We start from the raw sequence: 22,771 nt of genomic DNA on the forward strand, positions 1-22,771 counted from the left end.
AAACGCTCTTTAACGCGGGGGGAACCTTTTGGGCGTTCATGCGTCTAGCTTTCAATGTATTTGAAAGGATGATTGCGATGAAACTCGTGAAAATGACCCCTGCGATTGCCGTTCTCGCCCTGCTCGCCGCCTGCGGCCATAACGCGACCGAGCGCGCGGCGACCGGCGGTCTGGGCGGCGCATTGGTGGCAGGCCCTGCAGGCGCCGTGGTCGGCGGCACCGTGGGTGCAGCCACCGCGAACTGAAGCCACCACGCTCAGGACATGGAAAAACCCGCAACCGGAAGGCTGCGGGTTTTTCTTTTACAGGACGCCAAGGCTCAGCGGCGGCGGTCGCGGCGCGAGCTCATCGGCTGGAAGGCCACACCCACATGCGCCTCGCAATAGGGTTTGCCCGATTGGGTCGGCAGGCCGCAGAACCAGAAATCATCGGTCGCCGGATCGCCGATCGGCCATTTGCAGGTGCGCTCGGTCAGCTCCATCAGGGTGAGCTTCTTGGCATGTTTCTCGATCTCGCCTACGCGGGCCAGCGCCTCGGGACTGATCTCGTTGGCCGAGGGCTGCGGCGGGAGCGGCTGGCCTGCGGGAATGATCTGGCGGCGCATCGGTGCGGCCACGACCTCGTCAGCTGCCTCATCCGTGACGGGCTCCGCCTCTGGCTTGGGCGCGGGCTCGGGCGCGGGACGCGCGCCAGCCGCCGGAGCGGCGGGCTTGGGCGCGGGGCGTGCCGGTGCGGCAGCGGCGGGTTTCGGCTCGGGTTTCGGCTCCGGCGCGGGTTTCGCGGCAGGCGCTGCGGCGGCAGGGGCCGCGGCCTCGCTGGCGGCCGTGCGGTTCGAAAGGCCGAGACGGTGAACTTTGCCGATCACGGCGTTACGGGTCACCCCACCCAGTTCCTTTGCGATCTGGCTGGCAGACTGGCCCTCGGACCACATCTTTTTCAGAGTTTCGACGCGTTCATCGGTCCAGGACATGGGTTTCCTTTCGCTGTTCCGGTCCGGACGGGCCCAAGGTCACCCAAGGGTTTTCCGGCTCCGGAAGTTCAAGAGCCATGGATTTACCCCGCCATAGCCCCTTTTTCAAGATGCCAGAGCACGAGAAGCTGTGTTCTTGTGCAGATGCCGGACGCAGTGTGCCTTAGTTGCCCGAATGCCCTTTGGCCACTAGGTAGTGCACCGACGCAAAATGCCCGCCTGCGGGCGCGCGGCAGACGCAGGCAGGCCTATTGGATGAAGGACGACGACACAGATGAGCGCACAGGCAAAGAGCGAGATGGGCGTCAGACGCTTCGGGCGCGTGAACTGGCTGGGGCTCTACAGCCTTGCCCATCGCGAGAACCGCCGCTTCATGTCGGTCTGGCAGCAGACTGTTCTGGCTCCGCTGATCACGGCAGGGCTGTTTCTGGTGGTGTTCGCGCTGGCCTTCGGCAAGGGGCGCGCCGATGTGATGGGGGTGCCCTTCCTCGCCTTCCTCGCGCCGGGTATCCTTATGATGACGGTAATCCAGAACGCCTTCGCCAATACCTCCTCCTCGCTTGTGGTGGCCAAGATTCAGGGCAACATCGTGGATACGCTGATGCCGCCGCTGGCCCCGTGGGAGCTTCTGGTGGGCTTTCTGGCGGGTGCAATCGGCCGGTCGCTGCTTGTCGCGGCGGTGATCAGCGCGGGACTGTTTGTCTCTATCGGTCAGGGGATCGCGCATCCGCTCTGGGCACTTTTATTTGTGGTGCTGGGTGCCATGCTGATGGGGGGCCTGGGCCTTCTGGCCGCGACCATCGCCAATAAGTTCGACCAAATGGCGGCCTTCACCAATTTCGTCATCACGCCGCTCTCCTTCCTGTCGGGCACCTTCTATTCGGTCGAGGCCCTGCCCCCGTTCTTTCAGGCGCTCTCGCACTGGAACCCCGTCTTTTTCCTGATCGACGGCGCGCGCTACGGCTTCATCGGGGCATCGGATGCCTCGCCTTTGCAGGGCGTGGGGGTCATCGCGCTCTGGCTCTGCATCGTGCTGGGACTGGCATGGTACTGGTTCCGCGTGGGGTTCCGGCTGAAATCCTGAGCCGGATGACGAATCCAGATTTACAACGATGCGATCCGCGGCTAATTGGCGGGGCATGATCACAGGTTTTGACCATATCTCGCCTATCCGACGTCGCTGATTAGCGCCGATCCGCCCCGTGGCGGGTGATCTGACGTGGCCAATTGCCACACCCCTTCCTAAAACAGCTTTCAATCGGCCCCAGCCTTGACACCCCTCGGGGTTCGTCGCACCAAATGGGCCTTCCCTTATGGAGTTTGCACCATGATACCGTCCGTCCTGCCCACCTATAACCGCGCACCGCTGGCCTTCACCCGCGGATCGGGAAGCTGGCTCGAGACGGAGGATGGCAGCCGATATCTGGATATGGGCGCCGGTATCGCGGTAAATGTGCTGGGCCATGCCGCGCCGGAACTGGTCGAGGCGCTGACCGATCAGGCGCAGAAACTGTGGCATGTGTCGAACCTCTACCAGATCCCGCTGCAGCAGAAGCTGGCGGATATGCTGGTCGAGAATTCCTTTGCCGATACGGTCTTCTTTACCAACTCGGGCACCGAGGCAGCCGAGCTGGCCATCAAGATGGCGCGCAAATACTGGTATTCCAAAGGCGTGGACCGGACCGAGATCATCACCTTTGACGGCGCCTTCCATGGCCGCTCGACCGGTGCGATCTCGGCTGTGCCCCATGCCGAGAAGATGGTGAAGGGCTTTGGCCCCCTGCTGCCCGGGTTCACGCAGATCGCCTGGGGCGATCTGGATCTCATCAAATCGACCATCACCGACAAGACCGCCGCGATCTGGATCGAGCCCGTGCAGGGCGAGGGCGGCATCCGCCCGCTGCCCGAGGCGGATATGAAGGCATTGCGCGCGCTGTGTGACGAGACCGGCATCCTGTTGATCTTCGATGAGGTTCAATGTGGCGTGGCGCGGACCGGCAAGCTCTTTGCGCATGAATGGTCGGGAGTGACCCCCGATATCATGATGATGGCCAAGGGCATCGGCGGTGGTTTCCCGCTGGGCGGTGTGCTGGCCACCGAGGAGGCCGCCTCCGGCATGGTCGCGGGCACCCATGGCTCCACCTATGGCGGCAACCCGCTGGGCTGCGCGATCGGCGCCAAAGTCATCGAGATCGTCACTGATCCGGCCTTCCTCGATGCGGTCAACGCCAAGGCGGGCTTCATGCGCCAGAAGCTCGAAGGGCTCGTGGCCACCCATCCCGATATCTTCGAGGAGGTGCGCGGCATGGGCCTGATGCTGGGCCTGAAATGCAAGGTGCCCTGCGGCGATGTGGTGCAGGCGGCCTACGCCCAGCATCTGCTGAGCGTGCCCGCAGGCGATAATGTGCTGCGCCTGCTGCCCGCACTGAATATCTCGGAAGAGGATCTGAGCGAGGCAGTGAACCGTCTGGACCGCGCCGCCCAGAGCCTCGAGGCCAAAAGCAACTGACCCGAAAGACCCCGAGCCTTTCGGGAGACAGGAAGCAAGACCGATGAACCATTTCCTTGATATCCATAAAACCTCGCAGGCCGATCTCCGGGCCATGATCGATCAGGCGCGCGCCATGAAGGATGCCCGCCGCGGCCAGCCCAAGGGTATGGCCGATGCGGAAAAGCCGCTGAATGGCCATATGGTCGCGCTGATCTTCGAGAAACCCTCGACGCGGACCCGCGTGAGCTTCGATGTAGGGGTGCGCCAGATGGGCGGGCAGACGCTCGTGCTGTCGGGCTCGGACATGCAGCTTGGCCATGGCGAGACGATCGCCGATACCGCCCGTGTGCTGTCGCGCTATGTGGACCTGATCATGATCCGCACCTTCGAGGAAGAGACCCTTCTGGAGATGGCAGAATATGCCACCGTGCCGGTGATCAACGGCCTGACCAACCGCACCCATCCCTGCCAGATCATGGCCGATATCATGACCTTCGAGGAGCATCGCGGGCCGATCAAGGGCAAGAAGGTGGTCTGGTCGGGCGACGGCAACAATGTCTGCGCCTCCTTCATGCATGCGGCAGGCCAGTTCGGCTTCGATTTCACCTTTACCGGCCCGCAAACGCTCGACCCCGAGCGCGAGTGGGTCGATTTCGCGCGCAATATGGGCGTGAAATGCGAGATCGAGCGCGATCCGGTGAAGGCCGTCGAAGGGGCCGATCTGATCGTGACCGATACATGGGTCTCCATGCATGACCCCGAATCGGCCAAGGAGCGCCGCCATAACCAGCTGCGCCCCTATCAGGTCAACGCGGAGCTGATGAAACACGCCAATCCCGATGCACTCTTCATGCATTGCCTGCCCGCGCATCGCAATGACGAGGCCACCAGCGAGATCATGGACGGGCCGCATTCGGTGATCTTCGACGAGGCCGAGAACCGCCTGCATGCGCAAAAGGCCGTCATGCGCTACTGCTTGGGCAAGTAAACTGGCCCCCGAATAAACCGGCCTTCGGGCAAAAGACTTGCAGCATGCCCCCTCAAGGGAGTATCTGCAGCACAACAAAGGGCGGGCCTTGGCTCGCCCTTCGCATTAGCCACCATGACACGGGAAGCGACATGAGCCAGAACCCTCCGAACCTGCGGCCCGACCTTGCGCCCCGTATCCGCGTGGACGAGCCCGCACGCCCCGGCCAGCCGAAGATCGGCATGGTCAGCCTCGGCTGCCCCAAGGCGCTGGTGGATAGCGAGCGGATCTTGACCCGCCTGCGCGCCGAAGGCTATGCCATCAGCCCCGACTATACGGGCGCCGAAGCGGTCATCGTGAATACCTGCGGCTTTCTGGACAGCGCCAAGGCGGAAAGCCTTGAGGCCATTGGCGAGGCGCTGAAGGAAAACGGCAAGGTGATTGTCACCGGCTGTCTGGGCGCCGAGCCCGACTATATTACCGGCGTGCATCCCAAGGTGCTGGCCGTGACCGGCCCGCAGCAATTCGAGCAGGTGCTCGATGCCGTGCATGGCGCGGTCCCGCCCTCGCCCGACCCGTTCATCGACCTGATGCCCGCCCAGGGCGTGAAACTCACCCCGCGCCATTACAGCTATCTGAAAATCTCGGAAGGCTGTAACCACAAGTGCAAATTCTGCATCATCCCCGATATGCGCGGGCGTCTGGCCTCGCGTCCGGCGCATGCGATCCTGCGCGAAACCGAGAAACTTCTGGAGGCAGGTGTGCGCGAGATCCTGATGATCTCTCAGGATACCTCGGCCTATGGGCTCGACCGCAAGCATGACCTGAGCCCCTGGAAAGGCGGCGAGGTCCGCGCCCATATCACCGATCTGACCCGCGAGATGGGCAAGATGGTGAAGGACGCCGATGCGTGGCTGCGTCTGCATTATGTCTACCCCTATCCGCATGTGCGTGACCTGATCCCGCTGATGGCGGAGGGACTGGCCCTGCCCTATCTGGATATCCCCTTCCAGCATGCGCATCCCGATGTGCTCAAACGCATGGCGCGGCCCGCGGCCTCGGCCAAGACGCTGGACGAAATCGCCGCATGGCGGGCGGATTGCCCCGAGATCGTGCTGCGTTCGACCTTTATCGTGGGCTATCCCGGCGAGACGGAAGAAGAGTTCCAGTATCTCCTCGATTGGATGGACGAAGCGCAGCTCGACCGCGTTGGCTGTTTCCAGTATGAAAACGTCGATGGGGCGCGCTCCAACGACCTGCCCGACCATGTGGACCCCGAGGTCAAACAAGACCGCTGGAACCGCTTCATGGAGAAGGCACAGGAGATTTCTGAAGCCAAGCTGCAAGCCAAGGTCGGTACGCGGCAACAGGTGATCGTGGACGAGATCGACGAGGAAGGCGCCACCTGCCGCACCCGCGCCGATGCGCCCGAAATTGACGGCAACCTGTTTATCGACGAGGGGTTCGAGGCCCTGAGCGTGGGCGATATGGTCACCGTCGAGGTGGACGAGGCCTCCGATTACGACCTCTGGGGGCGGCTCGTCTGAGCCCCCTCAAAGCTGCCCTTCGGTGTCGATATGCACGGTCTCGCCGCAATGTTTGCAGTGGACGGCATCGGCATCATGCAGCTTCAGCCCGCAGGTCGGGCATTCATACCGCACCTTGACGGGCCGGAACAGCACCTGCGCGAGCCGCAAGAACAGCGTGACGCCGAAAATCATGATCGCAACCGAGATCATTCGCCCCCACTCGCCTTTGGGGGTGATATCGCCAAAACCGGTCGTGGTCAGCGTCGTCACGGTGAAATAGAGCGCATCGGCATAGTTGTTGATCTGGTCGTTGACCTTTTCCTGCGTGACATAGATGAGCCCCGTCATCACAAACAGGAACACCGCAAGGTTGATCGCGGCCAGCAGCACATCCTGATGTTTGCGGAAAAACGGCCAGTCCTGCCTGAGCCGCGAGAGCGTCTGGTAGGCGTGGAGCAGGCGTAGCGTGCGCAAGACCCGCAGGAAGCCCAACCCCTCCCCCGCCAGCGGCACGAGAAAGGACACCATCGCCACCAGATCGGCCAGTGTCGCGGTCTGGGTCCAGAACCTCCATTTTCGCGGAGCAATGGCGAAACGGGCCACAAAATCGGCGACGATCACCACACCGATCCCGATATCCAGAAGGGTGACAATCATCGTGCGCTCGATGAAGGAGGTCGCGATCACAAAGACCACCGTGGCGATATCGAAGGCAAGCAGAGTATAGCGGAAGCGATGGGCGCGGTCGCTATCGCCGTCATAGAGAGTGCGGAGGGTATCGAGCATCAGACAGGCCTATTGGTTGTGGCCCCAGTCATAGGGGATTTCCACAGCGGCTTTAAGGTTTAATCTGATCTAGCGGCCCTGTGCCGAAAGGCACGGATTTCAGGAATTCTGGTCGGTCGCGGCAGGTTGGGCATCCTGCGCCTCTTCGGCAAAATCGAGCGTCTTGAGGTCACGGGTAACGAATTCCATCCCGCCTGCCTTAAGGATCGCAGCGATCTGCGCATTGCGCGTCGCATCCTGCGCCATGACAGGGCCGGACAAGGTCACAGCGAATGTGGCCAGAACAGAAGATAGCACCAGCATTTTCATTGCAGACCCTTTCATATCAACAACTTGAAATAAACCAATCAGTTCAAACTGTCATAAAACTGATATATGCCTACCAGCCCTAAAAGGGAACCAAAGCGCGCTTAGAAACACTGTGCTGGCTTGCACAGCAGATGGGCAACGATGCGCATTATGGCCAATCAGGCGGCAGGCACCCGATTTATTCGCCCGATAATTCATCACACGGAAAAGTCGGCCTGCATATTGCAGGCCGACTTGAAACATCAACCGTCACAGATGCTTATTTATAGTTGTGTTGCGCGGTGATAAGGCCAGAGTCGCCATTGCCCACAACATTCGACATCATCAGGTTCAGTTGGGCATCGGTATAGTCGGCAGGGTTGACGCCAAGCTGGGCGGCGATCTGCGCCTTGCCCGGGGTTACGACACCTTTGGCACCCGGAACCATACGGTTATCATGGGCCTCGACGAAGGCCACGTTCTGCATGTTGTCACTGCGCAGCGCCGTGCTGACCGCCTCGAGTTCCCCCGTGGTGTAATTGCCCGGGTTCAGGCCGAGTTGCGCGGCAAGCTGTGCCGTGCCGGGGTTCACATCGGCCGGATGCTCGACCGCACGATCCTCGTGGTTGATGTAGTATCGAGCAGTGGTCACATCCCCGTTGCGCAGAGCGGTGTTGATCTGGCGGGCCTCGCTGTCGCTGTATTGCGACGCGTCGATCCCGTTACGGGCAAGCATCGGGTAGTTCAGCGGCGCGGCGGACGCCACACCGGCAGTTGCAGTCAGACCAATCAGGGCGGCGGCGGCAAATTTCGAAAGTTTCATAGCATTTCTCCAGTTTTCCTAGAGATCTCGGTCATTGGCTGAGTCATGTGGCTATGCCGGCCGGGGTCTCGTTCAGTTCATGAGGTTGATATAAAGGTTCGGATCGTAAGTTAAACGCAGTTAGTTAGCAGGCTAATGTGCGAAAACGCACCTTGACTCTTATAAGCCTGCTAACTACTTCGGTGCGCTTGCCCTCTTTTATCAAACGCCATTTCAGACTAGAAAGGCCGCCAAACCTGCCTCGAACCAAAGGGAATTCGCATGGCCTCCTACCAATTCGTCTACCATATGGATGGTGTCTCGAAGACCTATCCCGGTGGCAAGAAATGCTTTGAAAACATCCGCCTCAACTTCCTGCCCGGTGTGAAAATCGGTGTGGTCGGCGTCAACGGCGCGGGTAAATCCACGCTGCTGAAGATTATGGCCGGCATGGATAAGGACTTCCAGGGCGAAGCCTGGGCCGCGAAAGGAGCCAAGGTCGGCTACCTCGCGCAGGAGCCCGAGCTGAACGAAGAGAAGACCGTGCGCGAGAACGTGATGGAAGGCGTGGCCGCCAAAACCGCCAAGCTCGAGCGCTATAACGAGCTGGCGATGAACTATTCGGACGAGACCGCCGATGAAATGGCCCAGCTGCAGGACGAGATCGACGCGGAGAACCTGTGGGATATCGACAGTCAGGTCGATATCGCGCTCGAAGCCCTGCGCTGCCCGCCCGATGATGCCAATGTGTCGACCCTTTCGGGCGGTGAACGCCGCCGTGTGGCGCTGTGCAAGCTGCTCTTGGAAGCGCCCGATATGCTGCTGCTCGACGAGCCGACCAACCACCTCGATGCCGAAACCATCGCGTGGCTGCAAAAGCACCTGATCGAATACAAGGGCACCATCCTCTGCGTGACCCACGACCGTTACTTCCTCGACGATATCACCTCGTGGATCCTCGAGCTGGAACGCGGCCGCGGCATTCCGTGGGAAGGCAACTACTCGAGCTGGCTCGAGCAGAAAGCCAAGCGCATGGAGCAGGAAGCCCGCGAGGACAAGGCCAAGCAGAAGGTCCTCGAGAAAGAGCTCGAATGGATCCGCGCCGGTGCCAAGGCCCGTCAGGCGAAATCCAAGGCGCGTATCGCAGCCTACGAGAAGATGGCCGACGAGGGCGTCAAGGACCGTGTGGGCAAGGCGCAGATCGTCATCCCGAACGGCCCGCGTCTGGGCGGCAAGGTCTTCGAGGTCGAGAACCTGACCAAAGCCATGGGCGACAAGCTCCTGATCGAGAACCTGTCCTTCTCGCTGCCGCCGGGCGGCATCATGGGCGTCATCGGTCCGAACGGCGCAGGTAAATCCACGCTGATCAAGATGCTGACCGGCAATGAACAACCCGACGAGGGCACGATCAAGGTCGGCGAGACCGTGAAACTGTCCTATGTGGACCAGTCGCGCGATGCGCTCGACCCCAACAAGAACGTCTGGGAAGAGATCTCCGAGGGTGCCGAGATGATTGTGCTGGGCGATGCGCAGATCGCCTCGCGCGCCTATTGCGGGGCGTTCAACTTTAAAGGCGCCGACCAGCAGAAGAAAGTGGGCCTCTTGTCGGGCGGGGAACGTAACCGCGTCCACATGGCCAAGCTGCTGAAATCGGGCGGCAATGTGCTGCTCCTTGACGAACCGACCAACGACCTCGACGTGGAAACGCTGCAGGCGCTGGAAGCGGCTATCGAGGATTTTGCGGGTTCGGCCGTGATCATCTCGCACGACCGCTTCTTCCTTGACCGTCTGTGCACGCATATCCTCGCCTTCGAGGGCGAAGGCCATGTCGAGTTCTTCGAGGGCAACTTCGAGGATTACGAGGCCGACAAGATCCGCCGTCTCGGCCCCGATGCCGCCGAGCCCAAGCGCGTGAAACACAAGAAGTTCAGCCGTTAAGCTTTACGGGTTTCACGAACCATGCCACAAACCTCCGCATTGAGTTGCGGAGGTTTTCTTTTGGCGAGGGCCAAAAGAAAAGGCGGCCCGCATGGACCGCCCTCCCCTGACCATAGGCTCCCGAAAATCAGAAGCGGTAGTTCACACCGGCTTTGATCTGGTGCAGATCGGCTTCGACATTCCCCTCGGTATTGTCGATATCGCCGAAATCCGTGTAGGCGTATTCGCCATAGGCCGACCATTTGTCATTGATCAGATACTCGCCACCCAGACCGATGGTCACGCCGTCAAGATCCTCTTCCTCGCTGCCCAGACCATCGACCGAGGCTTCAAGCTTACCCCAGCTATAGCCAAGCAGGCCGTAGGCCATGAACTTGTCGTTGAACGCATAACCTGCGCGCGCGAAGATCGCGGCGACATTCTTGATCTCGAAATCCACATCTTCGCCAACAAACGCGTCATAGCCGTTCGCGAGACCCGATTTGTATTTGCCGAAGTTGTATTCGCCACCCAGTCCAAGCACCGTCTGGCCGAATTGCCAATCATAGCCTGCGCGCAGGGCAGCGCTTGCCCCATCGGGCTCGGCCAGAGTTTTGTCAGCGCCGAAAGCCTCCAGCAGGTCGCCGAGATCACCGGTCGCGTCAATGGATGCCGAACCATAGTTCACATTGCCACCGACATAGGCCCCCGACCAGTCAGCGACCGGTGCGACAACGGCCGTGGCCACCGGAGCGGCCTCAACGACGGGGGTCGTATAGCCGCCAGCAAAAGCGACGGTCGAGGACAGGGCCAGCGCGGCACCACCAAAAATAACGTATTTCATTCAAACTCTCCCAAGCCTGCTCCAAACCAGCAGGCCATCGCCCGATAACCGCAATCTATAAAAAGAGAAGATACCTCCACAAAAGGCTTATCATCCTGTGCTCGAAATGTCGCAATATTCAATCTCCGGCTGTGCAGGGACGGGCGCGGCATAGCGGCGGGACGGGCGTTACGGCTCTGTCCCGCCCCCCGATGGCCGTGATCCACTCTGGACGCAGCCGCTCCGATTTGCGATAAGCCCGCCAACATGGCGGGATAAGGAGTGGCTGCAATGGCGTTTCGGCAAAGGCACCTTCTGGGGATCGAGCATCTCTCTCAGGAAGATATTCTTACCGTTCTGGATCTGGCCGAGAAATATGTCGATCTGAACCGCCGCACGGTCAAGAAGACCGACGCGCTCGCCGGCATGACCCAGATCAACATGTTCTTCGAGAACTCGACCCGCACGCTGGCAAGCTTCGAGCTGGCCGGAAAACGTCTGGGTGCGGATGTGATGAACATGTCGATGCAGACCTCCTCGGTGAAAAAGGGCGAGACGCTGATCGACACGGCGCTGACGCTCAACGCGATGCATCCCGATCTGCTGGTCGTGCGCCACCAGAATTCGGGCGCGGTGGACCTTCTGGCGCAGAAGGTCGAGGCGGCAGTGCTCAATGCAGGCGACGGCAAACATGAACACCCGACGCAGGCGCTTCTGGATGCGCTGACCATCCGCCGCGAGAAAGGCCGCATCTCGCGACTGACCGTGGCCATCTGTGGCGATGTCACCCATAGCCGCGTGGCACGCTCGAACATGATCCTGCTGGGCAAGATGGAAAACCGTGTGCGTCTTGTAGGTCCGCCGACCCTGATGCCCGCAGGCGTGGCCGATCTGGGTGTCGAGGTCTGTGACGACATGCGTCAGGGACTGCAGGATGCCGATGTGGTCATGATGCTGCGGCTCCAGAAAGAGCGGATGGATGGCGGCTTCATCCCGTCGGAGCGCGAATATTTCCACCGCTACGGGCTTGATGCCGAGAAGCTCTCCTATGCCAAGCCCGATGCCATTGTCATGCATCCCGGCCCCATGAACCGTGGCGTCGAGATCGACGGCACCATCGCTGATGATATCAACCGCTCGGTCATTCAAGAACAGGTCGAGATGGGCGTGGCCGTGCGTCAGGCCTGCATGGACCTTCTGGCACGTAACCTGCGCGCCGAGCGGGGCCGTGCGCTTAGTGAAGGCACCTATGCCTGACACGCCCGATACGAGCCCTGACGAGACGCCCCTTGCCGCGTTCCGCGCGGATCGGCGGCGCTTTTTCTCGATCCAGATCTTCTGGGTGCTGACCACGCTCGCAGTGGCGCTGTTTGTCGGCAACCTGATCACCTCGGGCCAGAATCTTCTGGCGCTGATGGGGGTCGTGCTGATCGCGCAGGTTTTTGCGGTGATGATGGGCTATCGTCGGGTGTTTTCCGTGACATGGTATCTGACCGACCGGCGGCTGATCGGTCCGCGCGGGCGCTCGCTCCTGCTTCTGGAAATCCAGAAGCTGATCCCGTTTCTGGGCGATGTGCAGATCATCAATAATGATGGTCGCCGCTTCCGCATCGAGCATCTGGCCGATGCGAAAGAAGCCATCGCGCAGATCGAGGCCGCCCGCCAGAGGCGGGATGCCGCGCAATGAGCCCGATCCCGCGCATAACCACACCGCATTCGCGGCTGCATGCCCCGTGGAGCGGCCGGATTCCCACCGATGAGGCCGTGCTCTGGCAGGGGATGCGCATGGGATCGGTGCTGCATAACACGGCGCGGGGTCCAGCCGTGCTGCTGGCGATCGCGGTGCTCTGGACGGCCTTCTTTGCCACCACCCAGCGCGATCTGGAAGTGCCCGTGGTGTTCTCGGCGCTCGCGCTCGTCTGGCTGATCGGGCAAATCATCGCCATCCGCCGCAACCCGCATGCCGAGCGCTATCTGCTGACCGACCGTGCGGCCTATATTGCCACCGGCCCCGCCACAAATGCCAAGCTCTCGCGCTTCTCGCTCTTTGTCGATGACGATGCCGGGCGGCTTGATGACAATGACCCGCATTCGGTGCAGATCGGCACACGCCAGCGCCGCCCGCAATCCATGCGCATGGACGACATGCCCGTCCATGACGCCGTTCCCGCCTATTTCCACGATATTACAGACGCTGAAAAAGTCTCCGACCTGATCCGCCAGATCCGGGCAGGCCACAGCCAGTGAGGTGACCCCATGACCCTGTTTCTTGAAAATGCCCGCCTGATCGACCCCGAGGCCCTGACCGAGACCACGGGCAATCTGGTGATTGATGACGGCAAGATCGCCGCCATCGGGCAGATGTCCGCACCCAAAGGCGCCGAGGTGATCGATTGCGGTGGCAAATATCTGGCGCCGGGGATCGTGGATCTGGGCGTGAAAATCGGCGAGCCGGGCGAGCGTCACCGCGAGAGCTTCCGCACCGCAGGGCTTGCGGCTGCGGCAGGCGGGGTGACCACCGTGATCGCCCGCCCCGACACGACCCCCGCTATCGACAATCCCGAGACGCTGGAATTCGTGACGCGCCGCGCGGCACAGGCCCCCGTTCGCATCCACCATATGGCGGCGCTGACCAAGGGCCGCGAGGGCCGCGAGATGACGGAACTCGGTTTCCTGATGGATGCGGGCGCGCTGGCCTTTGGCGATGTGACCCATGTCAGCACCGATAACAAGGTGCTCTCGCGCGCCTTCACCTATGCGCGGTCGCTGGGCGCGCTGGTGGTCTGCCATCCGCAGGAGCCGGGGCTTTCCAAGGGCTCGGCCGTGACCTCCGGCAAATTCGCCTCGCTGCGCGGCCTGCCGGGTGTCTCGCCGATGGCCGAGCGGATGGGTCTCGAGCGGGATCTGGCCTTGGTCGAGATGACCGGCGTGCGCTACCATGCCGACCAGATCACCACCGCCCGCGCCCTGCCCGCGCTGACCCGCGCCAAACAGGCGGGTCTGGATGTGACGGCGGGGATCTCTATCCACCACCTGACGTTGAACGAGCTGGATGTGGGCGATTACCGGACCTTCTTCAAGGTAACCCCGCCGCTGCGCTCCGAAGAGGACCGCCTGGCGATGGTCGAGGCCGTGGCCGATGGCCATATCGATATCATCTGCTCGATGCACACGCCCGCCGATGAGGAATCCAAGCGCCTGCCCTTCGAGGAGGCCGCCTCCGGCGCCGTGGCGCTCGAGACCTTCATTCCGGCGGCGATGCGCCTTTATCACGCGGGCCATCTGAGCCTGCCGCAGCTCTTCCGCGCCATGTCGCTCAACCCTGCCAAACGTCTGGGCCTGCCGCAGGGCCGACTCGCCGAGGGAGCCCCCGCCGATCTCGTGCTCTTCGATCCGAATGCACCTTTCGTGCTCGACCGGTGGACATTGCAGTCGAAATCGAAGAATACCCCCTTTGACGGCCAGCGCATGGAGGGCAAGGTGCTGGCGACCTTCGTCGCAGGCGTCAAGGTCTTCGACCGCGCCAACCAGACCGCCTGATCAAAGAGGAGCATCCCGGTGACCGAACAGACCCCGGCCATTCTAGCCCTTGTGTCCCTGCTGGGATATCTTCTGGGCTCGATCCCCTTCGGTATCGTGATCACCCGCATGTTGGGTCTGGGCGATCTGCGCCAGATCGGCTCGGGCAATATCGGGGCGACCAATGTGCTGCGCACGGGTAACAAGCCCGCAGCCCTTGCCACGCTCCTGCTCGATTCGGGCAAAGGCGCGATTGCGGTGCTGCTGGTGCGTTATTTCATGGCCGATCCACTGGCCGCACAGCTGGCGGGGGGCTTTGCCTTCTTGGGCCATCTCTATCCGGTCTGGCTGAAATTCCGTGGCGGCAAGGGCGTGGCCACTTTCCTCGGCACGGTGCTGGCGCTTTATTGGCCGCTGGGTCTGGCGGCCTGCGGGATCTGGCTGCTGACGGCTCTGGCCACGCGCATCTCCTCGCTTTCGGCGCTGGTCTCGGCGGCGCTATCCGTGCCGCTGGCGCTGCTGATGGGCGAACGGCAGTTGATGCTGCTGCTGGCAATCCTTGCGGTGCTGATCTTCTGGCGCCACCGCGCCAATATCTCGCGTCTGGCACAAGGCACCGAGCCCAAGATCGGCAAGAAGGGCTGAGGGAACCTTGCGGGGGCCACCATCGTTGCCCCCGAAACCTATGAGGGACCGATGACATTCCAATCCGCGGTAAAAACCTGCCTGACCCAGAACTACGCCCGTTTTACGGGGCGCGCGCGCCGCGCCGAGTTCTGGTGGTTCGTGCTCTTTGTGCTCTTGGGCAATTTCCTCCTCAGCCTTGTGGACGGCGCGATCTTCGGCGGGCTTTCGATGGGCGCGGGCGAAGGCCATGCGTGGTTCATCTCCAATGGCGGGCCGCTCGAATTCCTGTTCTCGCTGGCGATCCTGATCCCGCTTCTGGCGGTCTCGGTGCGGCGGCTGCATGATATCGACCGTACGGGCTGGTGGCTCCTGCTGCATTTCCTGCCGCTCTTCGGCCAGATCATCCTGTTCATCTTCATGCTTGGCCGCACCCGCGAGGGGACGAACCGCTTCGGCCCCGAACCGCATTAAACGGCACGGTATCGACAAATGAAAAAGCGCGGGGTTACCCCCGCGCTTTGTGCATTCTTTGGTCCGGCAAAGGATCAGTAGCTGTACTCGCGATAGATCTTCGACAGATCGCCCTGCCATTCGCCGTGGTATTTTTCCAGAAGTTCATCGGCGGGCACGCGCCCCGTTTCGACGCTTTCTTCCAGCGCGTTGAGGAAATGGGTCTCGTCGGGCACCAGTCCGCCGGCACCGGGCTTGGCGCGGGCCTTGAGGCCGGATTGCGAGATCGCCACCGCTTCACGCGCCAGATCATGAAGTTTGATGCCGTTATACTCGCCCTGAAGCGCATCTTTCGCGGCGGCGCGACGCAGACCCTCGCGGGTCTCGTGATCCCAGCCCTTCACCAGATCCCATGCCGCATCCAGCGCAGACTGGTCATAGGTCAGCCCCACCCAGAAGGCAGGAAGCGCGCAAAGACGGCGCCACGGCCCCCCATCGGCCCCGCGCATCTCGATGAACTTCTTCACCCGCGCCTCGGGGAAGACGGTGGTCATATGGTCGGCCCAATCCGAAAGCGTGGGCTTCTCGCCCGGCAGCGCGGGCAGCTCGCCCTTCAGGAAGTCACGGAAAGACTGGCCCAGAGCATTGATATATTTGCCATCGCGATAGACGAAATACATAGGCACATCGAGGACATAATCGACCCAAGCCTGATAGCCGAAGCCCTCCTCGAACACGAAAGGCAGCATGCCGGTGCGCGCCTCGTCGAGGTTCTGCCAGACATTGGCGCGCCATGATTTGAACCCGTTGGGCTTACCATCGAGGAAGGGCGAATTGGCAAACAGCGCCGTGGCTACCGGCTGCAGCGACAGCGCCACGCGCATCTTCTGCACCATGTCGGCTTCGGAGGCGAAATCGAGATTCACCTGAACCGTGCAGGTCCGGTACATCATGGTTTTGCCCATGGTGCCGACACTATCCATATAGTCGGTCATCAGGCGGTAGCGGCCCTTGGGCATCATCGGCATCTCGGCCTCGCCCCATTGCGGCGCAGCCCCCAGCCCGATGAAACGCGCCCCGATCTTGTCGGCGATGCTCTGCACCTCGCGCAGGTGCTGGTTCACCTCGTCGCAGGTCTGGTGGATGGTCTCCAGAGGCGCGCCCGACAGTTCCAGCTGGCCACCCGGCTCGAGGCTGACATTGGCACCATTATGGGTCAGGCCGATGATATTGCCCTGCTCCTCGACCGGCGTCCAGCCATAGGTATCGCGCAGGCCTTCCAGCATTGCCTTGATGGAGCACGGCCCCTCATAGGGCAGCGGCTTCTGGGCCTTCTCGCAATAGCCGAACTTCTCGTGCTCGGTGCCGATACGCCAGTCATCCTTGGGCTTTTCGCCCTCGGCCATATATTCGGCAAGCTGTGCGAAATCTTCGATCGGGCCACCGCCCTGCTGCGGAATGGACATGGACGCTCCTAAATCTTGTGGCCCTTTGGAGGGCAAGAGGTGTGACGAATAGCGGGTCAAGTCAAGCGCAATGCGATCTCAGCCAGACGAGCGCTTCCACAAAACCTGTGCGGTCACGCGCCGATCCAATGCCGCAGAAATCGCGCGCATGTCGGTTCCGGGCAAGCTTGCATAGGCATCATAGAGTTGCGCAGCACCCGCCGCATCGACGGGGATCAGCAGGGCCTGCCCATCGGCGGTCTTGAGCCGCCAGAGATGGCGGCCGTTCAGATGCAAGAGCCGGATCTCGGCCAGATCGCGCAGCGCCACCTGTCCGCCCAGCAGCCGCCCCGCCCCGAAATAGCCGATCTGGCCTTCATCGATCTCCACCATACCGGGCGCCACCGCATCACGCGTAAAGCGCAGCCTGCGCCACGCCACCACCGCCCAGGCGACAGCCCCTGCCACCAGTGCCAGCCCGACAGGCAAAAGCACCCAGCCGCCCAGCCAGACAAGCCACAGCCCGGCCGCCAGCGGCACCAGCGCCAGTAGCACTTCGGAATGATGCGCAATCGCGCGACGCAACTCGGGACGGATCATGACAGGTCCTGATACACTCTTTGCGCAAACTCTTGCCCGCCTCCCCGCAGAATGCAACCATTTGCACCTAAAGCCCGTTCCGAGGAGATCCCAATGGACAAGCTGACCGTTCAGACGACCATCAACGCCGCGCCGGACGCGGTCTGGGCGGGCTATACAGAGCCCGCCCAGATCATGGAGTGGAATTTCGCCTCGCCCGACTGGCATTGCCCGCATTCCGAGGTCGATCTGCGGGTCGGCGGGCGGATGGTCTCGAAGATGGCCGCGAAAGACGGCAGCTTCGCCTTCGATTTCGGCGCGACCTTCACCGAGATCGCGCCGGAACGGCTGCTGGCGATCCGCCTCGATGACGGGCGCGAGGCGGTGACCGCTTTCGAGCCGGTGGCGGGGGGCACCCGCGTCACCACCCGCTTCGAGCCGGAGACCCAAAGCCCGCCCGCCATGCAGCAGATGGGCTGGCAGGCGATCTTGGAGAATTTCCGCCGCCATATGGAAGCCTAGCCATTGATGGCGGCAAAGGCTGCTGCAAACCGGCCCTCGCTCTCGGCAAAGCGCTGGAAATGCACACGCTCGACCAAAATCTCGTCGGGCACATCCGGGCGCTGCATCTGCCCGACCACCTCCGAGATGAAAGCGTCAAGCGGCAGGGCCGCCGCCACCTGCGACTGGCCCGGCGTCAGCTCGGTCGCCACCAGCGGCGGCGCGATCTCGTGCACGCGCACCGATGTGTCCCGCAGCTGGTGGCGCAGCGATTGCGACCACGAATGGATCGCGGCCTTGCTGGCCGAATAGAGCGGGGTCGTGGCTTTGGGCACGAAAGCCAGCCCCGAGGATACGGTGACCAGCGCGGCCCGAGGCTGCGCCCGCAGATGCGGCAAAAAACCTGCCGCCATTTCCACGGGGGCTGTCAGATTGGTGGCAATCACCCGATGGGCCACTTCGGTCGAGACCGGATCGCTTGTGTAATCCTCGGGCTCCATGATGCCCGCATTCAGGATCACCGTATCCAGATCGGGATGGTCGGCCAGCACCTGCGGCGCAAAGGCCGAAAGCGCCTGCGTGTCGGTCACATCCAGCTGGTAGCCCGCCATATCGGGATTGCGCTTCAGCATGGCGTTCAGGCTCTCCGCCTTGCGCCCCGTGATGATGATGCGGTTGCCCGCGGCCTGCAGTGCCTCGGCCAAAGCCTGACCGATGCCGGAATTACCGCCGGTGATGAGGATGGTGCGATGGGTAAAACTCATGGTTGGTCCTTTCCTGTTCTGGTGACAAGATGCGGCCCGTGCTATCCTTCCGAAAGAAGGCACCCAAAAGAATTATACTTACCCAAAAGAGAGTATGGACATGTCCGCCGACAAACTCCGCGCCGAGTTGAACGCCCTGCCCTGCGATCCGGCGGTGGACCGGCTGGTGGAAGAAATCATCGGACGCGTCGCCGATAAATGGACGATGCTGCTGATCGAGATCCTGACCGAGCATGACTGCGCCCGCTTTGGCGAGCTGTCGCGCGCCTGCACCGGCATCAGCCAGAAAATGCTGACCCAGACGCTGCGCGCGATGGAACGCGACGGGCTGGTGAGCCGCAAGGTCTATCCGGTCGTGCCGCCCAAGGTGGAATACCGGCTGACCGAGTTGGGGCTGGGCCTATCAAAAGCCTTCTGCGGCGTCTGGCTCTGGGCGGAGAAGAACTATGACACGATCGAGCGGGCGCGGAAGGATTTCGAGGCCCGCACGATCGACTAGCGATCAACCCCAATCCCCCAGCGCCGATTGCCACAAGGTGATTGCCGCGCAGACGGCGGTATCAGCGCGCAGGATGCGCGGGCCGAGGCTGACCGGCGTGACATAGTCGAGGCTGCGCAGCATATCGCGCTCGGCGGGCGAGAACCCGCCCTCGGGGCCGATGAGGATCGCCCAGGGTCCGGGGGCAAGCTGCGCCAGCGTCTCGGCCGGACCCACGAGGCTCTCGTCGCAAAAGAGGATACGCCGCGTCTCGTCCCACCCGCGCAGAAGCTGCATCAGGCTCTGCATCTCGTCGACGGGCGGCACGAAAGTGCCAAGGCATTGCTCGGCGGCCTCCATCGCATGGGCCTGCGCGCGGTCCTGCTTGATCCGGCCCGCATTGGTGAATTCGGTCTGCACCGGCAGGATACGGGCACAGCCCAGCTCGGTCGCCTTTTCGACGATAAAATCCGTCCGCTCTTTCTTGATCGGCGCAAAGAGCAGCCACAGATCGGGCGGGTCGAGCTGGGGGGCGGCCTGTTCGACACAGGTCAGTTCTCCGGCCTTCTTATGGGCGCGGGTGACGGTGGCGGTCCATTCGCCGTCGCGGCCGTTGAACAGCGCGATATGGCTGCCCTCCCCTTCGCGCATGACGCCGAAGAGATAATGCGATTGTTTATCGGTCAGGGCGATGACTTGCCCCTGACCCAGCGGATGATCTACATGAAGACGTATCTTGGCGCGTTGCATGGGGCAAATCTATGAGTAGTGGGCGGAAAACTCCAGAGGCAGACGGTATCGTCTATGATGCCTATGATGGCAACTGGGTCGATCATCACGCCCCCCGCCGCCTGCGTCCCCTGTTGCGGCTCAGCCGCGCCGACCGCCCGATCGGCACATGGCTGTTGCTGATGCCCTGCTTCTGGGGCATCGCGCTGGCGGCCAATGCAACGGGCGGATTTGTCTGGTGGGATCTGTGGCTGGTCATCGGTTGCACCATCGGCGCCTTCCTGATGCGCGGTGCGGGCTGCACATGGAACGACATCACCGACCGCCATTTCGACGGCGCGGTGGCGCGCACCCGCTCGCGCCCGATCCCCTCGGGCCAGATCACCGCAAAGGGCGCGCTGGTCTGGGCCGTGGTGCAATGCCTGGTCTCGCTCCTGATCCTGCTGACCTTCAATGCGCCCGCCATATGGCTGGGGGTGCTGTCGCTGGCGCCTGTGGCGATCTATCCCTTCGCGAAGCGTTTCACCTGGTGGCCGCAGGTCTTTCTGGGGCTTGCGTTCAACTGGGGCGCGCTCCTGGCATGGACCGCGCATACCGGCAGCCTCGGGCTGCCTGCCGTGCTCCTTTATATTGGCGGGATCAGCTGGACGCTCTTCTATGACACGATCTATGCCCATCAGGACAAGGAAGACGATGTGCTGATCGGGGTAAAATCCACCGCCCGCCTCTTTGCGGAGAAGACGCCGCAATATCTGCTGGGCTTCCTGATCATCGCCACGCTCCTGATGGTGGCCGCCGTATTGGTGGCGCTGCTGCCCAATGATCCTTCGGCCATCAAACTGGCGATTACCCTCATGGGGCCCGTGGTCTTTGCCGGCCATATGGGCTGGCAGCTGAAACAGCTCGATATCGACAATCCCGATCTCTGCCTGCGGCTTTTCCGCCGCGCACAGAAGGCAGGTCTGTTCGCTGCGCTGTTTTTCGCCGCTGGCGCGATTGTGTAAACCCTCATCGCCCCAAGCGGATTGCGGGAATCTCCCCTAACCCGTAAGCATCCCGCAACCTGAACGACACCGGAGAGCCCGCCTTATGCGAAGCAAGATCCTGACCGCCACAGCCTTTGGTGCCGCACTTGTCTGCGCGGCACTCGTGGCAGGTGGCTCGGCCACTGTGATCGAGAAGCGCACCCAGTCCGAGGTGCGCGTAGCCCTCGAGACCTCGGGACATGGCTGGGCCAAGGTCGCCACCGACGGGCTTCAGGTCCAGATCAGCGGCACCGCTCCCTCGGAGGCCGAACGCCTGCGGACCATGGCGGTGGTCTCGGGGATCGTCGATGCGACCCGTATCCGCGACAATACCGATGTGACCAAGATCGCCGATCTGACCGCGCCCGATTTCTCGCTCGAGATCCTGCGCAATGATGACGGGATCTCGCTGATCGGGCTGGTGCCCAGCTCGACCGACCGCAAGGCGCTGATGGACGAGGTGGCTTCCTTCACGCAGGGCGGCGAGGTGGTCGATATGCTCGACGAGGCCGATTATCCGGTGCCGGTGGGCTGGAACACCGCCTACCAGTTCGCCGTGGACACACTCGCCAGCCTGCCGCATTCGAAGATCTCGGTCGAGGCAGGCAAAGTGTCGGTCACTGCGATCACCTCCTCAAAGCGCGAGAAATCCGACATCGAGACGGCGCTCACCCGCCGCAAACCCGACGGGCTGGACCTGAGCTACAATATCTCGGCCCCGCGTCCGGTGATCACGCCCTTCACGCTGCGCTTCATCAAGGATGAGCAGGGCGCGCGGTTCGACGCCTGCTCGGCCGATACCGACCGTGCCAAGACCAAGATCCTGGCGGCTGCCAAAGCGGCGGGTGCCAGCGGCGATCTGGGCTGCACCGTGGGGATGGGCGTGCCCTCGACCGACTGGGCCGATGCGACCGCCATGGGCATCGCCGCGATCGGCCAGATGGGCGCGGGCACGATCACCTATTCCGATACCGATATCGCACTCGATGTGCCCGCCTCCGTCAGCAATGACGCGTTCGATCAGGCCGTGGCGGATCTGGAAACCAACCTTCCCGATGTCTTCTCGCTGCAATCGGTGCATGAGAAACCCAAGCAGGAACAGGCGCAGATCGCACAATTCTCCGCCTCGCGAGACGCCTCGGGCAAGATCAAGATCGGCGGACGGGTCAAGGATGCGACCCAGCGCGACATGATCGAGAACTATGCCCGCGCGCAGTTCGGCTCGAAAGGTGTCTCGGGCAGCACCCGTGTGGATGACGCCCTGCCCGCCGATTGGGGTGTGCGCACCATGGCGGGGCTTGCCGCGCTCGACCAGCTGAATACGGGGCAGATCACCGTGCGCCCCGATATCCTGCGCGTCTCGGGGATTTCGGGCAATGCACAGGCCAGCGACGAGATCTCGCGTTCGCTCTCCAAGGCGCTCGGCGAGGCTGCACGGATCGATCTGTCGGTGCGCTATGACCGCCGCCTCGATCCGGTTCTGGGCCTGCCCTCGGGCACGGAATGCGCCACCCGTCTCAACAATGTGCTCGCCAGCCAGAAGATCACCTTCGAGCCCGGCTCGGCCAAGATCGATGCCGACGGAGCCACCCCGATTGCCGCCCTCGCTAAAGCCTACCAGAATTGCGAGGATTACAAGCTGGAGGTCGATGGCCATACCGATAGCCAGGGCCGCGACCAGATGAACCTCTCGCTGTCGCAAGACCGTGCCAATGCCGTCTTGCAGGCGCTGGCCGACCGCGGCGTCTCGGTGCGCAACCTGACGGCCAAAGGCTTTGGCGAGACCCAGCCGATTGCCGATAACGGCACCGAAGCGGGCCGTGAGGCAAACCGCCGGATCGAGTTCACCCTGCTCGACGAGCAGCCGCTCGATACCGGCGAGACCCTGCCCGAAGCGACCGCCACCGCGACGGCTCCCATCGTCGAGGAAGCCGCCGAGGGCGAGGCGCAGGCCGATCAGGTCGGCGGCACACAGGATACCTCTGCCGATGCCGCGGTATCCGTGGCCCCTGCGGCGCAATCACCGGCCAAGCCGAAGCTGCGTCCGGCCGATCTCGATACTTCCAAGAAATGACCGGATG

Annotated in this window: 25 protein-coding genes; 16 read left to right on the top strand and 9 right to left on the bottom strand. The window is 62.4% G+C overall.

The window, feature by feature from the left end:
* Window positions 1–77: 77 nt before the first annotated feature.
* On the top strand, window positions 78–245 hold the full coding sequence (locus ABEB22_RS03910; RefSeq protein ID WP_339114161.1) for a hypothetical protein: 168 nt from the start codon (window positions 78–80) through the stop codon (window positions 243–245).
* A gap of 74 nt (window positions 246–319) precedes the next feature.
* Here the strand turns inward: ABEB22_RS03910 and ABEB22_RS03915 are convergent, their stop codons facing one another.
* Window positions 320–970, bottom strand: coding sequence for a GcrA family cell cycle regulator (locus tag ABEB22_RS03915; protein WP_406870873.1), 651 nt, complete (start codon window positions 968–970; stop codon window positions 320–322).
* A 274-nt stretch (window positions 971–1,244) separates the two neighbouring features.
* Between ABEB22_RS03915 and ABEB22_RS03920 the strand changes: the two genes are divergently transcribed.
* From ABEB22_RS03920 to rimO, 4 genes are all read left to right on the top strand, one after another.
* Entirely contained in the window at window positions 1,245–2,054 is an 810-nt protein-coding gene (locus ABEB22_RS03920; RefSeq protein ID WP_406870874.1) for an ABC transporter permease, read from the top strand.
* A gap of 243 nt (window positions 2,055–2,297) precedes the next feature.
* Window positions 2,298–3,479 (top strand): aspartate aminotransferase family protein, encoded by a 1,182-nt coding sequence (locus ABEB22_RS03925; RefSeq protein ID WP_406870875.1) that lies wholly within the window; start codon window positions 2,298–2,300, stop codon window positions 3,477–3,479.
* 43 nt (window positions 3,480–3,522) lie between these two features.
* Window positions 3,523–4,449: an ornithine carbamoyltransferase gene (gene argF / locus ABEB22_RS03930; protein ID WP_406870876.1), complete on the top strand. Its 927-nt coding sequence runs from the start codon at window positions 3,523–3,525 to the stop codon at window positions 4,447–4,449.
* A gap of 131 nt (window positions 4,450–4,580) precedes the next feature.
* Window positions 4,581–5,975 carry a 30S ribosomal protein S12 methylthiotransferase RimO gene (gene rimO, locus ABEB22_RS03935; protein WP_406870877.1) on the top strand — a complete coding sequence of 465 codons (1,395 nt, stop codon included), beginning with the start codon at window positions 4,581–4,583 and terminating at the stop codon, window positions 5,973–5,975.
* A gap of 6 nt (window positions 5,976–5,981) precedes the next feature.
* Here rimO and ABEB22_RS03940 read toward each other — a convergent pair whose 3' ends face one another.
* The 3 genes from ABEB22_RS03940 to ABEB22_RS03950 all read right to left on the bottom strand — a co-directional run bounded on the left by ABEB22_RS03940 (window position 5,982) and on the right by ABEB22_RS03950 (window position 7,854).
* Window positions 5,982–6,743, bottom strand: a complete 762-nt coding sequence (locus ABEB22_RS03940; RefSeq protein WP_339114155.1) for an ion channel — start codon at window positions 6,741–6,743, stop codon at window positions 5,982–5,984.
* 99 nt (window positions 6,744–6,842) lie between these two features.
* Window positions 6,843–7,067, bottom strand: coding sequence for a hypothetical protein (locus ABEB22_RS03945; protein WP_339114154.1), 225 nt, complete (start codon window positions 7,065–7,067; stop codon window positions 6,843–6,845).
* Between the two features lie 244 nt (window positions 7,068–7,311).
* On the bottom strand, window positions 7,312–7,854 hold the full coding sequence (locus ABEB22_RS03950; protein WP_339114153.1) for a hypothetical protein: 543 nt from the start codon (window positions 7,852–7,854) through the stop codon (window positions 7,312–7,314).
* 261 nt (window positions 7,855–8,115) lie between these two features.
* Between ABEB22_RS03950 and ettA the strand changes: the two genes are divergently transcribed.
* On the top strand, window positions 8,116–9,771 hold the full coding sequence (gene ettA, locus ABEB22_RS03955; protein ID WP_339114152.1) for an energy-dependent translational throttle protein EttA: 1,656 nt from the start codon (window positions 8,116–8,118) through the stop codon (window positions 9,769–9,771).
* Between the two features lie 127 nt (window positions 9,772–9,898).
* Here the strand turns inward: ettA and ABEB22_RS03960 are convergent, their stop codons facing one another.
* Window positions 9,899–10,594, bottom strand: coding sequence for an outer membrane protein (locus ABEB22_RS03960; RefSeq protein WP_406870878.1), 696 nt, complete (start codon window positions 10,592–10,594; stop codon window positions 9,899–9,901).
* 270 nt (window positions 10,595–10,864) lie between these two features.
* Between ABEB22_RS03960 and ABEB22_RS03965 the strand changes: the two genes are divergently transcribed.
* The 6 genes from ABEB22_RS03965 to ABEB22_RS03990 are packed head-to-tail and all read left to right on the top strand — an operon-like array spanning window position 10,865 to window position 15,190.
* A complete protein-coding gene (locus tag ABEB22_RS03965) occupies window positions 10,865–11,830 on the top strand; it encodes an aspartate carbamoyltransferase catalytic subunit (RefSeq protein WP_406870879.1) in 966 nt (321 codons plus the stop codon).
* Complete coding sequence (locus ABEB22_RS03970) at window positions 11,823–12,260, top strand: hypothetical protein (protein ID WP_339114149.1); 438 nt, start codon at window positions 11,823–11,825, stop codon at window positions 12,258–12,260. The genes ABEB22_RS03965 and ABEB22_RS03970 overlap by 8 nt, the downstream gene beginning before the upstream one ends.
* Window positions 12,257–12,820 carry a hypothetical protein gene (locus tag ABEB22_RS03975; protein ID WP_339114148.1) on the top strand — a complete coding sequence of 188 codons (564 nt, stop codon included), beginning with the start codon at window positions 12,257–12,259 and terminating at the stop codon, window positions 12,818–12,820. Before ABEB22_RS03970 ends, ABEB22_RS03975 begins: the two co-directional genes overlap by 4 nt.
* A 9-nt stretch (window positions 12,821–12,829) precedes the next feature.
* On the top strand, window positions 12,830–14,113 hold the full coding sequence (gene pyrC, locus ABEB22_RS03980) for a dihydroorotase (protein WP_406870880.1): 1,284 nt from the start codon (window positions 12,830–12,832) through the stop codon (window positions 14,111–14,113).
* A gap of 12 nt (window positions 14,114–14,125) precedes the next feature.
* Window positions 14,126–14,737: a glycerol-3-phosphate 1-O-acyltransferase PlsY gene (gene plsY, locus ABEB22_RS03985; RefSeq protein ID WP_339114459.1), complete on the top strand. Its 612-nt coding sequence runs from the start codon at window positions 14,126–14,128 to the stop codon at window positions 14,735–14,737.
* 51 nt (window positions 14,738–14,788) lie between these two features.
* Entirely contained in the window at window positions 14,789–15,190 is a 402-nt protein-coding gene (locus tag ABEB22_RS03990) for a DUF805 domain-containing protein (RefSeq protein ID WP_339114146.1), read from the top strand.
* Between the two features lie 74 nt (window positions 15,191–15,264).
* On the opposite strand, the gene ABEB22_RS03995 is transcribed toward ABEB22_RS03990, so the two are convergent.
* Window positions 15,265–16,635: a glutamate--cysteine ligase gene (locus tag ABEB22_RS03995; protein ID WP_339114145.1), complete on the bottom strand. Its 1,371-nt coding sequence runs from the start codon at window positions 16,633–16,635 to the stop codon at window positions 15,265–15,267.
* A 78-nt stretch (window positions 16,636–16,713) separates the two neighbouring features.
* Window positions 16,714–17,214: a hypothetical protein gene (locus ABEB22_RS04000; protein ID WP_339114144.1), complete on the bottom strand. Its 501-nt coding sequence runs from the start codon at window positions 17,212–17,214 to the stop codon at window positions 16,714–16,716.
* Between the two features lie 93 nt (window positions 17,215–17,307).
* On the opposite strand from ABEB22_RS04000, the gene ABEB22_RS04005 reads away from it, so the two are divergent.
* Window positions 17,308–17,715, top strand: coding sequence for an SRPBCC domain-containing protein (locus tag ABEB22_RS04005; RefSeq protein WP_406870881.1), 408 nt, complete (start codon window positions 17,308–17,310; stop codon window positions 17,713–17,715).
* On the opposite strand, the gene ABEB22_RS04010 is transcribed toward ABEB22_RS04005, so the two are convergent.
* The gene (locus ABEB22_RS04010; protein WP_406870882.1) at window positions 17,712–18,458 is read right to left on the bottom strand and encodes an SDR family oxidoreductase; all 747 of its coding nucleotides are present in this window, start codon (window positions 18,456–18,458) and stop codon (window positions 17,712–17,714) included. The genes ABEB22_RS04005 and ABEB22_RS04010 overlap by 4 nt on opposite strands.
* 100 nt (window positions 18,459–18,558) lie before the next feature.
* Between ABEB22_RS04010 and ABEB22_RS04015 the strand changes: the two genes are divergently transcribed.
* Entirely contained in the window at window positions 18,559–18,957 is a 399-nt protein-coding gene (locus ABEB22_RS04015) for a winged helix-turn-helix transcriptional regulator (RefSeq protein ID WP_406870883.1), read from the top strand.
* Window positions 18,958–18,960: 3 nt separating this feature from the next.
* On the opposite strand, the gene ABEB22_RS04020 is transcribed toward ABEB22_RS04015, so the two are convergent.
* A complete protein-coding gene (locus tag ABEB22_RS04020) occupies window positions 18,961–19,686 on the bottom strand; it encodes a 16S rRNA (uracil(1498)-N(3))-methyltransferase (RefSeq protein ID WP_339114140.1) in 726 nt (241 codons plus the stop codon).
* 11 nt (window positions 19,687–19,697) lie between these two features.
* Here ABEB22_RS04020 and ubiA point away from each other — a divergent pair, with 11 nt between their 5' ends.
* Together ubiA and ABEB22_RS04030 are read left to right on the top strand one after the other, a co-directional pair.
* A complete protein-coding gene (ubiA, locus tag ABEB22_RS04025) occupies window positions 19,698–20,669 on the top strand; it encodes a 4-hydroxybenzoate octaprenyltransferase (protein WP_339114139.1) in 972 nt (323 codons plus the stop codon).
* Between the two features lie 85 nt (window positions 20,670–20,754).
* Complete coding sequence (locus ABEB22_RS04030) at window positions 20,755–22,764, top strand: OmpA family protein (RefSeq protein ID WP_406870884.1); 2,010 nt, start codon at window positions 20,755–20,757, stop codon at window positions 22,762–22,764.
* The last annotated feature ends 7 nt before the right edge of the window (window positions 22,765–22,771 follow it).

Origin of the sequence: Thioclava sp. 'Guangxiensis', assembly GCF_045348365.1 — a bacterium.
Lineage (GTDB): Bacteria > Pseudomonadota > Alphaproteobacteria > Rhodobacterales > Rhodobacteraceae > Thioclava > Thioclava kandeliae.

Coding starts and splice junctions, on each gene's coding strand:
- ABEB22_RS03995 (WP_339114145.1), bottom strand. CDS start 16,635: ATGTCCATTCCGCAGCAGGGCGGTGGCCCGATCGAAGATTTCGCACAG.
- ABEB22_RS03910 (WP_339114161.1), top strand. CDS start 78: ATGAAACTCGTGAAAATGACCCCTGCGATTGCCGTTCTCGCCCTGCTC.
- ABEB22_RS03920 (WP_406870874.1), top strand. CDS start 1,245: ATGAGCGCACAGGCAAAGAGCGAGATGGGCGTCAGACGCTTCGGGCGC.
- ABEB22_RS03975 (WP_339114148.1), top strand. CDS start 12,257: ATGAGCCCGATCCCGCGCATAACCACACCGCATTCGCGGCTGCATGCC.
- ABEB22_RS04015 (WP_406870883.1), top strand. CDS start 18,559: ATGTCCGCCGACAAACTCCGCGCCGAGTTGAACGCCCTGCCCTGCGAT.
- ABEB22_RS03960 (WP_406870878.1), bottom strand. CDS start 10,594: ATGAAATACGTTATTTTTGGTGGTGCCGCGCTGGCCCTGTCCTCGACC.
- ubiA (WP_339114139.1), top strand. CDS start 19,698: ATGAGTAGTGGGCGGAAAACTCCAGAGGCAGACGGTATCGTCTATGAT.
- ABEB22_RS04020 (WP_339114140.1), bottom strand. CDS start 19,686: ATGCAACGCGCCAAGATACGTCTTCATGTAGATCATCCGCTGGGTCAG.
- ABEB22_RS03965 (WP_406870879.1), top strand. CDS start 10,865: ATGGCGTTTCGGCAAAGGCACCTTCTGGGGATCGAGCATCTCTCTCAG.
- argF (WP_406870876.1), top strand. CDS start 3,523: ATGAACCATTTCCTTGATATCCATAAAACCTCGCAGGCCGATCTCCGG.
- ABEB22_RS03940 (WP_339114155.1), bottom strand. CDS start 6,743: ATGCTCGATACCCTCCGCACTCTCTATGACGGCGATAGCGACCGCGCC.
- pyrC (WP_406870880.1), top strand. CDS start 12,830: ATGACCCTGTTTCTTGAAAATGCCCGCCTGATCGACCCCGAGGCCCTG.
- ABEB22_RS04000 (WP_339114144.1), bottom strand. CDS start 17,214: ATGATCCGTCCCGAGTTGCGTCGCGCGATTGCGCATCATTCCGAAGTG.
- ABEB22_RS04030 (WP_406870884.1), top strand. CDS start 20,755: ATGCGAAGCAAGATCCTGACCGCCACAGCCTTTGGTGCCGCACTTGTC.
- ABEB22_RS03925 (WP_406870875.1), top strand. CDS start 2,298: ATGATACCGTCCGTCCTGCCCACCTATAACCGCGCACCGCTGGCCTTC.
- ABEB22_RS03990 (WP_339114146.1), top strand. CDS start 14,789: ATGACATTCCAATCCGCGGTAAAAACCTGCCTGACCCAGAACTACGCC.
- ABEB22_RS03945 (WP_339114154.1), bottom strand. CDS start 7,067: ATGAAAGGGTCTGCAATGAAAATGCTGGTGCTATCTTCTGTTCTGGCC.
- ABEB22_RS04005 (WP_406870881.1), top strand. CDS start 17,308: ATGGACAAGCTGACCGTTCAGACGACCATCAACGCCGCGCCGGACGCG.
- ABEB22_RS03915 (WP_406870873.1), bottom strand. CDS start 970: ATGTCCTGGACCGATGAACGCGTCGAAACTCTGAAAAAGATGTGGTCC.
- ABEB22_RS04010 (WP_406870882.1), bottom strand. CDS start 18,458: ATGAGTTTTACCCATCGCACCATCCTCATCACCGGCGGTAATTCCGGC.
- ABEB22_RS03970 (WP_339114149.1), top strand. CDS start 11,823: ATGCCTGACACGCCCGATACGAGCCCTGACGAGACGCCCCTTGCCGCG.
- ABEB22_RS03950 (WP_339114153.1), bottom strand. CDS start 7,854: ATGAAACTTTCGAAATTTGCCGCCGCCGCCCTGATTGGTCTGACTGCA.
- ettA (WP_339114152.1), top strand. CDS start 8,116: ATGGCCTCCTACCAATTCGTCTACCATATGGATGGTGTCTCGAAGACC.
- rimO (WP_406870877.1), top strand. CDS start 4,581: ATGAGCCAGAACCCTCCGAACCTGCGGCCCGACCTTGCGCCCCGTATC.